The organism is Cytobacillus sp. SAFR-174 (assembly GCF_051964675.1).
Taxonomy (GTDB): Bacteria; Bacillota; Bacilli; order Bacillales; family Cytobacillaceae; genus Cytobacillus.
In genome coordinates this window covers 26,106-40,786 of the sequence record NZ_JBQCMZ010000017.1, presented here as the reverse complement: position 1 = coordinate 40,786, position 14,681 = coordinate 26,106, and the positions used below count along the sequence as shown (strand labels likewise).

Annotated in this window: 16 protein-coding genes; 14 read left to right on the top strand and 2 right to left on the bottom strand. The window is 41.8% G+C overall.

The window, feature by feature from the left end; translation table 11 throughout:
• Positions 1 to 125: 125 nt before the first annotated feature.
• The 3 genes from ACTHRG_RS16855 (at position 126) to ACTHRG_RS16845 (ending at position 2,240) form a co-directional block, all read left to right on the top strand.
• Positions 126 to 707: an SCO family protein gene (locus ACTHRG_RS16855; RefSeq protein ID WP_076260957.1), complete on the top strand. Its 582-nt coding sequence runs from the start codon at positions 126 to 128 to the stop codon at positions 705 to 707.
• A 122-nt stretch (positions 708 to 829) separates the two neighbouring features.
• Complete coding sequence (locus tag ACTHRG_RS16850) at positions 830 to 1,669, top strand: SGNH/GDSL hydrolase family protein (RefSeq protein ID WP_076260959.1); 840 nt, start codon at positions 830 to 832, stop codon at positions 1,667 to 1,669.
• The gene (locus ACTHRG_RS16845; protein WP_076260962.1) at positions 1,659 to 2,240 is read left to right on the top strand and encodes a YpmS family protein; all 582 of its coding nucleotides are present in this window, start codon (positions 1,659 to 1,661) and stop codon (positions 2,238 to 2,240) included. Before ACTHRG_RS16850 ends, ACTHRG_RS16845 begins: the two co-directional genes overlap by 11 nt.
• A 66-nt stretch (positions 2,241 to 2,306) precedes the next feature.
• On the opposite strand, the gene ACTHRG_RS16840 is transcribed toward ACTHRG_RS16845, so the two are convergent.
• Positions 2,307 to 3,080 carry a DUF4397 domain-containing protein gene (locus ACTHRG_RS16840; protein WP_076260965.1) on the bottom strand — a complete coding sequence of 258 codons (774 nt, stop codon included), beginning with the start codon at positions 3,078 to 3,080 and terminating at the stop codon, positions 2,307 to 2,309.
• Positions 3,081 to 3,402: 322 nt separating this feature from the next.
• Between ACTHRG_RS16840 and rsgA the strand changes: the two genes are divergently transcribed.
• The 4 genes from rsgA (at position 3,403) to ACTHRG_RS16820 (ending at position 6,093) form a co-directional block, all read left to right on the top strand.
• Complete coding sequence (gene rsgA / locus ACTHRG_RS16835; protein ID WP_076260968.1) at positions 3,403 to 4,461, top strand: ribosome small subunit-dependent GTPase A; 1,059 nt, start codon at positions 3,403 to 3,405, stop codon at positions 4,459 to 4,461.
• A 139-nt stretch (positions 4,462 to 4,600) separates the two neighbouring features.
• Positions 4,601 to 5,137 (top strand): peptide-methionine (S)-S-oxide reductase MsrA, encoded by a 537-nt coding sequence (msrA, locus tag ACTHRG_RS16830; protein WP_076260970.1) that lies wholly within the window; start codon positions 4,601 to 4,603, stop codon positions 5,135 to 5,137.
• Positions 5,137 to 5,577: a peptide-methionine (R)-S-oxide reductase MsrB gene (gene msrB, locus ACTHRG_RS16825; RefSeq protein WP_076260973.1), complete on the top strand. Its 441-nt coding sequence runs from the start codon at positions 5,137 to 5,139 to the stop codon at positions 5,575 to 5,577. The genes msrA and msrB overlap by 1 nt, the downstream gene beginning before the upstream one ends.
• A gap of 18 nt (positions 5,578 to 5,595) precedes the next feature.
• Entirely contained in the window at positions 5,596 to 6,093 is a 498-nt protein-coding gene (locus ACTHRG_RS16820; protein ID WP_076260976.1) for a PTS sugar transporter subunit IIA, read from the top strand.
• Positions 6,094 to 6,177: 84 nt separating this feature from the next.
• Here the strand turns inward: ACTHRG_RS16820 and ACTHRG_RS16815 are convergent, their stop codons facing one another.
• The gene (locus ACTHRG_RS16815; RefSeq protein WP_076260978.1) at positions 6,178 to 7,272 is read right to left on the bottom strand and encodes an SGNH/GDSL hydrolase family protein; all 1,095 of its coding nucleotides are present in this window, start codon (positions 7,270 to 7,272) and stop codon (positions 6,178 to 6,180) included.
• Between the two features lie 193 nt (positions 7,273 to 7,465).
• On the opposite strand from ACTHRG_RS16815, the gene ACTHRG_RS16810 reads away from it, so the two are divergent.
• From ACTHRG_RS16810 to ACTHRG_RS16780, 7 genes are all read left to right on the top strand, one after another.
• Positions 7,466 to 7,630: a YjcZ family sporulation protein gene (locus ACTHRG_RS16810; RefSeq protein WP_076260981.1), complete on the top strand. Its 165-nt coding sequence runs from the start codon at positions 7,466 to 7,468 to the stop codon at positions 7,628 to 7,630.
• Positions 7,631 to 7,847: 217 nt separating this feature from the next.
• Positions 7,848 to 9,314, top strand: a complete 1,467-nt coding sequence (locus ACTHRG_RS16805; protein WP_076260984.1) for an NAD(P)/FAD-dependent oxidoreductase — start codon at positions 7,848 to 7,850, stop codon at positions 9,312 to 9,314.
• A 123-nt stretch (positions 9,315 to 9,437) separates the two neighbouring features.
• On the top strand, positions 9,438 to 10,415 hold the full coding sequence (locus ACTHRG_RS16800) for a S66 family peptidase (RefSeq protein WP_076260987.1): 978 nt from the start codon (positions 9,438 to 9,440) through the stop codon (positions 10,413 to 10,415).
• Positions 10,416 to 10,661: 246 nt separating this feature from the next.
• Positions 10,662 to 12,020 (top strand): aspartate aminotransferase family protein, encoded by a 1,359-nt coding sequence (locus tag ACTHRG_RS16795; protein WP_076260990.1) that lies wholly within the window; start codon positions 10,662 to 10,664, stop codon positions 12,018 to 12,020.
• Between the two features lie 2 nt (positions 12,021 to 12,022).
• On the top strand, positions 12,023 to 12,715 hold the full coding sequence (locus ACTHRG_RS16790) for a CoA transferase subunit A (protein WP_076260993.1): 693 nt from the start codon (positions 12,023 to 12,025) through the stop codon (positions 12,713 to 12,715).
• Positions 12,700 to 13,362, top strand: coding sequence for a 3-oxoacid CoA-transferase subunit B (locus tag ACTHRG_RS16785; protein ID WP_076260996.1), 663 nt, complete (start codon positions 12,700 to 12,702; stop codon positions 13,360 to 13,362). Before ACTHRG_RS16790 ends, ACTHRG_RS16785 begins: the two co-directional genes overlap by 16 nt.
• A gap of 39 nt (positions 13,363 to 13,401) precedes the next feature.
• Positions 13,402 to 14,679 (top strand): peptidase, encoded by a 1,278-nt coding sequence (locus ACTHRG_RS16780; protein WP_076260999.1) that lies wholly within the window; start codon positions 13,402 to 13,404, stop codon positions 14,677 to 14,679.
• Positions 14,680 to 14,681 lie beyond the last annotated feature (2 nt).

Genomic DNA, 14,681 nt, shown 5'->3' with positions numbered 1-14,681 from the left:
GTTTTTATCATCCATTAATTCGAGATAATAAGATTCCTATTCACAAGTTTGTCATAAGTACTTCTTTCTTCTTTCATGAATATTTGCTAAAATTAGCATCGTAACTAATCAAAGCAGGTGAATGTATGAGGGAAAAAGTTTTTGCTGTAATGGCTGCTGCTTTTATGCTTGCAGTTCTTGCAGCATGCGGACAGAGTGGCATAAAGGACGCGTTAAATTGGGAACTGGCTGATTTTACGTATACAAACCAGGATAATAAAGAATTTGGCTTAAAGGATCTTGAAGGCAAGGTTTGGGTAGCCGACTTTATTTTTACCAATTGCGAAGATGTATGTATGCCCATGACAGCTAATATGAAGAAGCTTCAGGATTTGGCTGAGGAGGAAGGCATAGAAAATATTGAATTTGTTTCATTCAGTGTAGACCCAAAAGTGGATACACCTGAAGTTTTAAAGGAATTTGCATCTACATATAATGCAGATTTCAGCAATTGGCATTTTCTGACCGGATATGACCAGGAAGAAATTGAGAAATATGCTATGGAATACTTCAAAACCATTGTGAAAAAGCCGCAAACAGGTGATCAGGTAATCCATGGAACAGATTTTTACCTTGTTGACCAGAATGGTAAAGTAATGAAATATTATACTGGTCTTAATGAAATTCCATTAGATGAAATTATGAATGATATTAAAGCATTGCAATAGACCTTGGATAAGGTCTATTTTTCTTTTCTGTTTAGTCCTTGCTGCTGCAGGAACAATGCTAATTATTTTTAAACTTAAGTTGCATGTTATAATATGAATGAGAAAAATGGGCAGGTGATAGTATGATAAAAAAATTCACCCTCATCTTTTGGGTCATGCTGCTTCTCGCCTCCTGCAGTTCAGTTAACCACAGCGATATAATTCATTCTGAAAAAGAATCCCGCCTGACAGTTAAAGAAGAAATTCCATTGGATTTTTTCCCTCGAAACCTTACTGTTGCTGCTGTGGGTGATTCTTTAACCCAGGGGGTAGGAGACAGTACTGAACGTGGAGGGTACGTGCCATATCTTGAGATGTCACTGGAAAAAGACAAAAGTGTTCAAGACGCTGTTTTTTATAATTTCGGTGTAAAAGGAAATCGTTCCGATCAATTATTGAAAAAGCTGGGGACAGATGAGGTAAAAGGTGTTGTGAAGAATGCAGACGCGGTGATCATAACCATTGGCGGCAATGACGTTATGAAAGTAGTCCGTGAAAACTTTTCAAACCTAAAGCTGAGGGCTTTTGCCAAGGAAAAAGAAACCTATGAACAAAATCTGACTGAGGTTTTAGATACGATAAAAGAGGTAAACCCAAATAGTAAAATTGTTTTAATAGGCTTATATAATCCCTTTTTAAAATGGTTTTCAGAAATAACGGAAATTAATGCTATTCTTGGAGATTGGAATGACACAAGCAGGGATATATTGAGAAATTATCCAGGGACTTATTTTGTTGAAATAGATGATATATTTGAAAATACCGATGATAATCTTTTATATACAGACTATTTTCATCCAAATGATAAAGGCTATGAATTAATAGCTGGACGGGTCCATCAAATACTCACAGAGGAAGTGCTGAAAGATATTCCGTATAAAAGGAAAGCTGAAGGAAATGGAGAGAAGTTGATTGAAAGATAGAAAATGGAAAAAGCTGTTTTTTGCACTGCTGGCGATTAATGCACTCGTTTTAGCTGTGCTGTTTATTTTTATCAGTATACCGGCAGATGACGAAGAATACACAGCGATCACAGAGAATAGTGATAATTACGTTCCTTTTAACATAAAAGCCAATAAAGAAGATTTGAATAGAGTCATTAACCACTACCTTGAAAAAGAAGGGCTGACAGGAGCAATAGATTATAAGGTCCTCCTAAACGAAGAAGTTGATTTATATGGCACAATCCCTTTCTTCAGCCAGGATCTGCAAATGAAACTGTCATTTGAACCAGAAGCCTTGAAGAATGGGGATGTTGTCCTTCAGCAAAAGTCTATATCTGTTGGGCAGCTGAATCTTCCAGTTTCACATGTTCTGAAGCTGGTAAAAGACCGCTACAAGCTTCCGGAAGGTGTTACCATTCAGCCGCAGAAAGAAAGAATCTATGTGTCACTGCAGCAAATGAAGCTGAAAAGTGATGTGAAAGTAAAAGTGGATGAATTTAATCTGAAACAGGATGATATTCGTTTTACCCTTCTTGTTCCGGTTAAATGAGAAAAGGGAATCCTTCCGCAGCTTTGGAGGGTTCCCTTTTTTGATGCTTGATAATCGGGAAAGCATTTAATCTGCAATGATAATTGCTTCGAGCTCAGGCTCTTTGGCCACGGAACCTACAGCCGCTAAAGTGTAGGCCTGGTTTGCTTTAAATTGCATTCGGGGGATGGACAGCACTGAATTTGGGGTTCCCGCTACCCTGGCTTCCAGGTCGACAGTCATTGGAGTTAATGCCATGTATTTGCTTGCCTGCCTGAAAGCGATATTGGGGAAAACAACATCCCTGTTTTTTACGGCAATATCAACTGCAGGAGCATCGGGTGACAGGTGGATAAATCTGACTTTTGTTTCGCCGGCAGGCACTTCAGGCTGATCTTCTAATAGGACAAGCTTTAAGTTTGCTGCATTTCCTGCAGCCGCAATTGTATACACGTTATCTGCAGCGGCAGTGATTTTTCTGCTTAAAAGAGTGGAAACCATGCTGCCAGCCGGATATATGTCTATCTGATGCTTGCCGGCAGGCAGTGCAGCATAACCGCTTGCTTCTTTATATGAAAAGTCCTTTAAAATTTGCGTGCCATTTATATAAATATCAATTGGACCGGCATCAGGGGAACCATGGAACATCCGTACTCTTGCCTGCTGTTCCTGATGAACTTCTTCAGCAGGCACAGTATTATTATTTGTACGCATCATTCGAAAAGCCTGATTGAGGCAATATAAATGTTTATGATAATATGCAATATGCTGTGCTGCATCAATGTATTTAAAATACTGAGCCAAAAGATCATATTTTGCCGCTTTTTGTAAGTACCACTGCTGATTTCTCTCAGTAGGCATAATTCCCCCTCCTAAAATCTGCTTTAATACCATATGCTTCTTCATGGGTGAATGCCACAAGAAATAAAAGGACTTTACATCTGGATCAAAATTCCATATAATATAAACAAATAAACGAAAGCGGGTGATGTGCTATGACAAGTGAACTTTACGCAAATACGTCCATTGTAAATAATTCAGGCACAGCCCAAATGGAATTCGTTTAATCGAGCGGACTAGATTGTTTTTTCTGCTTATTGAACATGCATGATCAAACCATGGGCTGATTGCCTATGGTTTTTTGTATGTAAAAAAATATTCGATAAGCATGGAGGAACAAACATTGTCAATTAATAAACTTGGATTCGATCCCTTTTTTAAAGATGCTTTTTCAGCGTATGAAGAAAAAAAATATCAAATGGGCCGGGTGGCTTTAGAGCATAAAAGAATGTATCGTGTATGGACAGATAAGGGTGAAATGCTCTGTGAAGTATCAGGAAAATTTTCTTTCGATGCATCATCAAGGGAGGATTTTCCTGCTGTAGGTGACTGGGTTGTCATCAAAGAAAGAGCGGATGAACAGCGGGGGACTATTCATGCTGTCCTTCCAAGAAAAAGCAAATTTTCAAGGAAGGCAGCAGGGGTGAATACGGAAGAACAAATTGTAGCTGCTAATGTAGATACCATATTCCTGGTTAATTCACTTAATGAGGATCTAAACTTAAGAAGATTGGAACGTTATTTGCTTTTAACATGGGAAAGCGGTGCTGCTCCAGTGATTGTTCTTACCAAGGCTGACCTTTGTGAGAATCTGGAGGAAAAGCTTGCTGAGGTGGATACCGTCGCCATGGGTGTTCCTGTTATCTCAATCAGCGTGATGGAAGAGAAGGGAATAGACCTGCTAAAGCCGTTTTTGGAGCCTGGAAAAACAATCGCACTGCTCGGCTCTTCAGGTGTTGGAAAGTCCACACTGACCAATTACCTTCTTGGCGCGGAAAAGCAAAAGGTCCAGGATATTCGAATAAGTGATGACAAAGGAAAGCATACAACTACTCACAGGGAACTCATCCTTCTTCCTGAAGGCGCCATATTGATTGATACTCCAGGAATGCGGGAGCTTCAGCTGTGGGAAAGTGAAAGCGGTCTTTCAGAAAGCTTCACAGATATTGAACAAGCCGCTGAAAACTGCAGATTCAGGGACTGTACACATGAAAATGAGCCAGGGTGCGCTGTGCATATGCTAATAGAAGAAGGCAGCATATCAAGGGCGCGTCTGAACAGCTATAAGAAGCTTCTCAAGGAACTCGCTTATCTGGATAGAAAGCAGGATAAGCGGGCCCAATCTGAAGAACGCAAGCGCTGGAAAAAAATAAGTGCCGGTGCAAAGAACAAAAGAATATAAAGATTCAGAAACCTCTTCAGTGAAGAGGTTTCTTTTGCATAAAATGAATCTTTTCATTAATCTTATGTATATAGCTTTAAATCATCATTTTAAGGGAAAAAGTAAAAGATAGAAAAGTGCCGGAAAGAGGTGGAGCAGAATGACAGAGAAACAATACGAAAAGGCAAGCTTCGCAGGAGGCTGCTTTTGGTGCATGGTAAAGCCTTTTGATGAACAGCCTGGAATAAAAGAAGTACTATCCGGATATACCGGAGGGAGTGTAGAAAACCCGACTTACCAGCAAGTCTGTTCGGAAACAACTGGCCATTATGAAGCGGTTCAGATCACATTTGATCCTGAAATCTACCCATATGAAAAGCTGCTTGAATTATATTGGCAGCAGATTGACCCTACAGATGCAGGCGGCCAGTTCTATGATCGAGGCCAATCCTATCAGACAGCGATTTTTTATCACAATGAAAAACAAAAGCAGTTAGCAGAAAAATCAAAACAAAAGCTTGAAGAAACTGGTCCATTTACAAAACCGATTGTTACCAGGATTCTGCCTGCTTCAGACTTTTATCCTGCAGAAGAATATCATCAGCACTATTACAAAAAAAATCCGGAAAGATACAATGCCTATCAAACCGGCTCTGGAAGAAAAGCATTTATTAATAAACATTGGGGTGAAGAATAATGGCAAAAGATAGAGAAGATTTAAAGCAGAAACTTGATCCCATGCAATATGAAGTAACTCAGAATAATGGCACAGAGCCGCCTTTCCGCAATGAGTATTGGAATGAATTTAAAGATGGGATTTATGTGGATATTGTTTCCGGAAAGCCTCTCTTCAGCTCAAAAGATAAATATGACGCAGGGTGCGGCTGGCCCAGCTTTACAAAACCCATACAGGATGAAGAAGTTGTTGAAAAAGAAGACCGCAGCCACTTTATGGTCAGAACAGAAGTAAGAAGCAAATCAGCCGATTCCCATCTTGGTCATGTTTTTGATGATGGGCCTGGACCTGCGGGCCTCCGTTATTGCATTAATTCTGCTGCACTCAGGTTTATCCCTAAGGAAAAACTCGAGGAAGAAGGCTACAAAGAATATCTGCATCTATTTAATAATGAAAACTAAGAATCGGATGGTGTTTTTATGTTCAAGAAATTATTTGGCAAAAAGGAAACAGTCAAAACAATTGAAGTTAAGGCTGCTTTGACGGGTACAGCGGTTAATCTGGAAGAGGTGCCTGATCCTGTATTTGCAGAAAAAATGATGGGAGACGGTATTGCAATTGAACCTTCAGAAGGGGTGGTTGTTTCCCCGGTAAATGGAGAAATAGTTCAAGTGTTCCCTACCAAGCATGCAATCGGTATTCGTGCTGAGAATGGTGCCGAGATTTTAATCCATATTGGCCTCGAAACGGTCTCCATGAAAGGGGAAGGATTTGAGACCCATATTTCCGAGGGTTCAAGGGTCAGTGAAGGTGATAAGCTTGTCACGTTTGATTTAGAGCTGGTTAAAGCAAAGGCAAAGAGCACAGTAACGCCAATGATAATCACTAATGGCGACCAGGTCGCTTCTATCGAGAAAAGTGCAGCGGGAGCCGTAACGAGAGGAACATCTGCAGTAATGACAGTTACTGCAAAATAATAGAAAAAGCCGCTGAAAATTAAGCGGCTTTTTTTGAGTCATTTTTTACAGTATTTGTTCACAGACCAGCTTCTGTCCATATCTTTATTGGTCTGCCCTGGTGAGGATGGAGGAAATTTGAATAACGGCATCGTCAGTACTGTTATTCACTGATTTTTCATTGGCCACAATAAATTTAACTAAATGCTGTCCGTCTTCGAGACCGCTGACAATATATTGATATCTTTCTTTAGTCAGCGGCCACCAGCCGGATAAGGATGTAATATACACATCATCTATAAACACATCCATCTTCCCGCCTTTTTCGCTTCGAATCATATCGACCCCAAGGAAAGGGCCGCTAAATTGATATTCAAGACTGTCACCCGCCTTGCGGCTCTCCCAAATGCCGTCTTTGTGAATAAATGATCCAGATATGTCTGTCACATGAGGGATGGATGATATTTCGATGTCCGCATTTTCATGAATGGGGGCAGAAAGCTCTGCAATTTCTGCATGCCTGCCGGTAAGCTCCCTTATTTTCTTTATCAAGGTATCTGCATATATTTCATAGCCATCATCATTTGGATGGACTAAATCCTTTGTCAGTTCCTCTGCAGGTAATCCCGATAGTTCAAAAGGCTTTTTCATATCCACATTTTTTGCGCCATAATGGCTGGAAATAAAAGAAATCGCCTGAACGAACGCTTCATTATCAAGCGGGTTTTCTGTAATAGTTATGATCTCGGTATCAGGGTAAAGCTGTTTTGTTTTCCGGATAAGCCCTTCGTAGAAATATGAAAATTGCTTCTCATCCATATATTTGCGGTCATTCTCCCCAAATACAATAAAAGTTAAATCAATTTTCCCTAAATGTTCGGATTGCTGAAGCTTATATAAACCTTCAAAGGCAGTGGCACCACTTTGGACGATTGAATGCCTTTTGGCTTTAATCCCAAATTCACTATGCAGATGCTTCTCAAGCCTTGTAAACCATGCCGATGATTTAGAGGTCGCACCTGACCCTCTGCCAATGCTGTCCCCGATAATCAGGTAATTGATATTTTCTTTTGACGATAGCTTTTGATACACGTTAGTTGGATTTGCCCCTTCAACTTTAGATAGGCTATCAAACAAATGATACAAACCATATATAAAAGTGATGATAAAAAAATATATGCCAATCTTCCTTCTCTTCATTGGTTTGAATCCTCCGCTTCTTATCTGAATCTCTTACGTTTATCGTACCCTATTAATGGCAAAGGGGGAAGGTTTTAAAATGGAGTTAGAGCGTTTTTTTATAAAAATGGGCATATGCACATGCGGGTCAAGTTTACCCTACATACATTAATATTGAAAATGCCCAAGAAATCTTGTTGAGGAGTGATTATTTATGTATAAAGGTGCAGTTGCCGGTGCTGGCTACGACCAATGTTATCCAGGATATGGCTATCCTGTTGCTGGTGCCCATTGTGGAGGATATGGCGGTTTTGCATTGATCGTCGTATTGTTCATTCTATTGATTATCATCGGAGCATGCTGCTGCGGAAATTGGTAATATAAATGGATTTTATGAAGGCTGCTCGTAATGAGCAGTCTTTTGTTTATTGGGCGGGAACTTATTAACGGAATTTTACATAAAGTAGCTTAAAGACGAACGTTTTTTAATAATATCATTTAATAGTTCGTAAAAATATTGACCTTTTTTTCTGTATTTGATATAGTTACCTTTGGCAGAAGAAATTAACGAATAATGCGTCTGGGGGAATAGGACGATGAATGCGAATTATGATGTTATTGTTGTCGGTGCTGGACCGGCTGGAATATTTACTTGTTATGAATTAACTCTTAAAATGCCTGAAGCAAAAATTTTATTAATTGATAAAGGCCATGATATTTATAAAAGAAATTGTCCGATTTTACAGAAAAAGATCTCGAAATGCCCGCCGGCAGCAGGAAGAAAGGAATTTGCCGGCTGCTTGCCTGCTTGTTCTATCACGAATGGATTTGGCGGAGCAGGGGCTTATTCAGATGGGAAATTCAATATAACGAGTGAGTTTGGCGGCTGGATGACCGATTATCTCCCTGACTCCCAGGTTGTTGAATTGATAAAATATGTAGACGAAATTAATTTGAAGCATGGCGCGACTGAAAGTATTACAGACCCAATGACAGAGGAAGTGAGGGACATCGAGCGCCGCGGATATGCAGCAGGACTTAAACTGCTTCGTGCGCAGGTCAGACATTTGGGCACCGAGCAGAATCTTGAAATCCTAAAGAGCATTTATGAATATTTACGAGAAAAAATTGATATGTCCTATAAGACAGAGGTTGAAGATCTCATAACAGAGAAAACCCCTGATGGCAATCGCATAATGGGAGTTAAGCTTAAGTCCGGAAATGAAGTTTATGCTGATAAGGTAGTTGCAGCACCAGGGAGAGATGGATCAGTTTGGCTGGCAAACCTCCTGAAGTCACGCCGCTTGAAGATGATCAATAATCAGGTAGATATTGGCGTGCGGGTTGAAACTTCGGATATTGTCATGGAAGAGATCAATAAACATCTTTACGAAGGAAAGTTCACATTTAATACATCCGTCGGTACAAGAGTGCGGACATTCTGCAGCAATCCTTCCGGCCATGTTGTAGTGGAAAACCACTCAGGAATCATGCTTGCGAATGGCCATGCTTACAAAGACCCTAAGCTGGGAAGCCCGAATACGAACTTTGCGCTGCTGGTATCCCATACATTCTCGGAACCGTTTGATAAGCCAAATGAATATGCGCATGAAATTTCAAGGCTTGCCAACAGCCTTTCAAACGGGGGAATCATTGTCCAAAAGTATGGAGATATATTAAAAGGGAGAAGGTCTACTGAGAAAAGGATTAAAGAAGGCTTCCTTGAGCCAACCTTAAAGGAAGCGGTCCCAGGAGACTTAGGCCTTGTGCTGCCATATAATACAATGAAAAGCCTGATTGAAATGACAGAGGCTTTAAACCATGTATCTCCCGGACTTGCATCAGAACACACCCTATTCTATGGAGTGGAGGCGAAATTCTACTCTGCACGTCCAAGATTGAATGACCGTTTCGAAACGGAAATCAGCGGACTTTATGTCGGCGGGGATGGTGCAGGCATTACCAGAGGACTTGCACAGGCGGGTGCCTGCGGTGTCTGGATTGCAAGGGATATTATCGAAAAGACAAGTAATGCACCAAGAAAAGAACCTGCATTAGTATAAGAACAGAAGGCCGTGCTGAAAAGCAGGCCTTTTTTTATATAAAAAACAGTTATTTCCTAACGACCCCGTATTTGATAAAATGTAAAACAATCTAAGTCTGAAAGTGAAAAAGGAGAGGACACAATGCTTGCAGAGCGATTAAAGCCCGGCGATGAGATCCGGGTCATTGCACCGTCCAGAAGTATGGCTATCATAAAAGGCGAACAATTGCGAATTGCCCAAGAGCGGCTGAATCGGCTGGGATTCACAGTGACATACGGCAAAAATGCAGAAGAGCATGATGAGTTTTTCAGTACTTCTATAGAAGAAAGAATTGAAGATTTCCATGATGCTTTTACTGATCCTAATGTAAAGGGAATCCTGACGGTGATCGGCGGCTATAACGCCAACCAGCTTTTAAATTACATAGACTTCGGGATAATAAAAAACAATCCAAAAATATTTTGCGGATTTAGTGATATCACAGCACTGCAGGGTGCCATTTATAAAAAAACAGGTTTGATCACCTATTCTGGCCCGCATTTTTCAAGCTTCGGTGTAAAGCATGGGTTTGAGTACACATTGGAATCTTTTATTAACGCAGTAACAAACGATGCCCCATATGAGATTACAGCATCATCACAATGGAGTGATGATCCATGGTATCTCGATCAGGAAGACAGGCATTTCATCAAAAATAATGGGTATACGGTAATCCAGGAAGGGATTGCAGAAGGCGTATTAATTGGAGGGAATTTATGCACGCTTAATTTGCTGCAGGGAACAGAGTTCATGCCATCTTTAAAGGATTCAATCTTATTTATTGAAGATGATGAGGAATCACATGCTCTCACCTTTGATCGGAATCTTCAATCACTTCTGCACCTGCCTGATGCCTGTGACATCAAAGGAATCCTCATTGGAAGATTTCAGAAAAATTCTCAAGTGACAGATGAAGCACTGAAGAAAATTATTGTATCCAAAAAAGAACTTCGAGACATCCCTGTAATCGCAAATGTGAACTTCGGCCATGTACAGCCCTATGCCACTATCCCAATTGGAGGGAAAGCAGTTATAAAAGCACAAGGTTTTGAAAGTGAAATTTGGATTGAACAGAATTAGGAAAATGAATTTTCAGCAGCCGCTATCCAGCGGCTGTTTTTTTTTGCAGCGAAAAAATAGATCACTCTGCAAAATTCTTTTATGAAAGATTTCTTAAGTGACTTCATACAATTTACTATATTGCCAAATGGTAGAGAGTATTTGGCTTGTAGAATTGAAGATTTGCTGTGAAAGCTCATGAAGCCATCGGCGGATATTGATTAGCCGCAGGCAAATTTCGCAATTATAGTTGGAGGGAGTACGCTGATGAACCAGTCGAACTTAATTAAGCCGATGCTTGATGCACAGTACCCGATCATCGATTATGGCAGGGGAGTTTATTTATATGATACGGACGGAAAGGAATACCTGGATGCATCATCCGGTGCAATAACGGCCAATATAGGCCATGGTGTGGAGGAAATCATTGAGGCAATGCATGAACAGGCAAAAAAAGTTTCGTTTGTATATCGATCGCAATTTACGAGCGGGGCAGCTGAAAAGCTTGCCCGTAAAATAGCGGAGGCTGCGATTGGTGATTTGAATTGGAGCTTTTTTGTGAACAGCGGGTCTGAGGCCACTGAAACAGCTATGAAAATAGCGATTCAGTATTGGCAGGAAAAAGGCATTGTGACAAAAACAAAGGTGCTCTCAAGGTGGATGAGCTATCATGGCATAACCCTTGGAGCTTTATCAATGTCAGGACATACGGGCAGAAGGGCTCGCTTCATACCGCTGCTTGAGGATTTCCCTGTCATTCATCCTCCATATTGCTATAGGTGCCCCTACAATCTGGAAGCGCCTGAATGCGGTTATCTGTGTGCACATGAACTTGAAACCGTCATTAAACGGATAGGATCAGAGAATATTGCTGCGTTTATCGCAGAGCCGGTCATTGGGGCTGCAGGGGGGGCTATTACACCTCCAAAGGATTACTACCGGATAATCAAAGAAATTTGTGAGCGGAATGACATATTATTTATTGCTGATGAGGTGATGACTGGTTTTGGCAGAACAGGCACCATGCTTGCCTGTGAGCATTGGAATGTAAAGCCTGATATTGTCGCACTTGGAAAAGGAATGGGCGCCGGGTATGCTCCGATTGCGGCTGCACTTGTAAGCGATGAAGTAATGGAGCCCATACTGGCAGGTTCAAAAAGCATTATGAGCGGTCATACCTTGAGTGCCAATCCGCAGTCATGTGCAGTGTCCCTCGCAGTGCTTGAATATATTGAGAAAAATAATATTATCCCGGAAGCAGAAAGCAAAGGAGTGTATTTAAGAAATAAATTGACTAAGCTGCAATCCAAATTTTCCTTTATTGGTGATGTAAGGGGAAAAGGGCTGATGGTCGGACTTGAATTTGTAATGAATCCTCTGACAAAAGAGCCGTTTACAAAAAGCTTCGGTCTGACTCAGAGGTTAATACAGGAAGCACAGGAACATGGCCTGCTTATTTACCCTGCAGGTGCGGGCATAAATGGTACAGACGGGGATGCCGTATTGATTGCACCGCCGCTGACTATTACCAAAAGGGAAATCGATGATCTGGTAAAGAGGTTTGAAAAGACTTTGCAGATTTTCTCGGAAAATCATTTGATCCCTGGTGAGGAAGAGGCTGAATAACAATGGAGAACACATTTAATAAGATTATTGAACTTGATGATGCAATGAAGCATTTTCGGGACGGCATGATCATTATGTTTGGCGGCTTCGGCGGAATTGGCACCCCTCCATCCCTTATCGACGGCATCTTGGATAATGGATTCAAAGATTTAACGCTTATTGGCAATGATTCAGGATTTCCCCATATTGGAATCGGGAAGGTGGTAAGCCAGGGAAGGGCAAAAAAAATGATTGCTTCTCATATTGGCTCAAATCCCGTTGCCGGCCAACTCATGACAGATGGAAAAATGGAAGTGGAATTTTCACCCCAGGGGATATTGGCAGAAAGAATACGTGCTGGCGGAGTCGGCATACCTGCCATACTTTCCGATATTGGCCTTGATAACGCCATTGTGACCGGCAATAAGCAGACATGCAGCATTGGCGGAAAAAAGTATCTTGTCGAGACTGCCCTGACTGCTGATATATCGATTATTTTCGCTAAGAAAGCTGATCCTTACGGGAACTTGATTTATGACAAAAGTGCCAGAAACACAAACCCTCTTGTCGCCATGGCTGGTGATATGACGATTGCGGAAGTGGAGGAAATTGTCCCGCTTGGCAGCCTGGATCCAGATGAAATTATAACACCGGGCGTTTTCGTCGATTATATCGTTCCTTCGAAAGGAGTGAATTGGGAATGGGCATGGGAGTAGAAATTAGAAATCGTATTGCCAAACGTGCTGCAGAGGAAATAAAGAACGGGATGATTGTTAATCTCGGCATTGGAATCCCATCGCTTGTGCCCAATCATTTGCCTGCCGGGACAAATGTAATGTTTCATGCGGAAAATGGCATTACAGGCATGGGGCCTAGTCCGGAGAAAGGGGAGGAAGATGAAAATCTCTGTAATGCAGGAGGTTTTCCAGTTTCCGTTGTAAAAGGTGCTTCGTATTGCGACAGCACTATTGCTTTCGGGATGATACGCAGAGGAAGAGTTGATATGACGATTCTTGGCTCCCTGGAGGTAAGCGGAAAAGGGGATCTGGCCAATTGGATTGTGCCGGGAAAAAAAGTTCCTGGTATGGGCGGTGCAATGGAGCTTGCCCAAAAAGCAAAAAAAGTCATTGTCCTTATGAACCAGACAGACAAGTACGGGAACCCCAAAATTGTGAACGAGTGCACCCTGCCTCTTACGTCAGCACGCTGTGTAAACATGATTATTACAGAGATGGCTGTCTTTCAAATATCAGCTCATGGACTCACACTGACTGACTTGTTTGCGCCACACTCTATAAATGAAGTAAGGGCAAAAACCGGCTGCAGTTTTACTATTGCTGAGAATGTGAGAGTGATTAATTGATAGATTTATTTGCCTTGGCCTTAAAAAAGGAGTGAGAATATGAATACTCATGCAAAGATTAAACAATGGATGGAAGAGAATAAGCAAAGAGGAACAAGACTTCTTCAGCAGCTGGTCCAGGAAGGCAGCATCCGCGGAAATGAAAGCAGTGCACAGGCCGTCATCATAGAAAAATGCCGCAAACTTGGACTAACCCTTGATATTTGGGAAATCGGCAAGGAACAATTGATTAAGCACCCTGCTTTTTGTTCAGATCGAAAGGATTTTTCCGGAAATCCCAATGTAGTGGCTGTTTTGAAAGGAACAGGCGGAGGAAGGTCCATCATCCTCAATGGCCATATTGATGTCGTTCCGGAGGGAGACCGAAATGATTGGGAACATGATCCATTTAGCGGCAGAATTGAAGATGGAAAGCTATTTGGCAGGGGTTCGACCGATATGAAAGGCGGCACCGTTTCGCTCCTGCTTGCTATGGAAGCCATTATTGCGCTTGGAATCAAGGTTAAAGGCGATGTGATTTTTCAAAGTGTCATAGAAGAAGAAAGCGGCGGGGCGGGTACATTGGCAGCAGTCCTCAGGGGGTATTCAGCGGATGGGGCAATCATTCCCGAACCGACAAATATGAAACTATTTCCAAAACAGCAGGGCTCGATGTGGTTTCGGATAACAGTCAAAGGACGTTCAGCTCATGGCGGAACCCGATATGAGGGCGTCAATGCCATCGAAAAAGCTATGTATGTGATGACAAAGCTTCAGGAGCTTGAGAAGTTAAGGAACCTTAACATTGAAGACCCTCTCTATTCAAAAATCCCTATTCCGATTCCTATTAATATCGGAAAAATATACAGCGGAGAGTGGCCATCTTCCGTACCGGATATTGCTGTCATAGAGGGAAGGATGGGGGTAGCGCCGGATGAAGAGATGAAATCGGCCGAAAAAGAGCTGGAGGATTGCCTGAAGGAAGCAGCACAAAATGATCCGTGGCTTAAAAAGAATCCTCCTCAAGTTGAATGGTTTGGCGGGCGCTGGCTGCCTGGAGATCTGGAGCAGGATCATCCTTTAATGGCTGTATTATCGGAATCCTTTGAAACTGTAAAGGGTAAACAGCCGGCAGTTGAGGCATCACCATGGGGCACGGATGGAGGCATAATATCTAAAATTGGAAATACACCTGTTGTGGTATTCGGCCCAGGTGTAACGGAAGCCGCCCATGATGTTAACGAATTTATTTCCTTAGAGGAAGTTTTTGATGCGGCTGAAATTATTGCTCTGGCCATACTGGAATGGTGCGGCACTAATCAGGGAGAGGGGAATTAAGG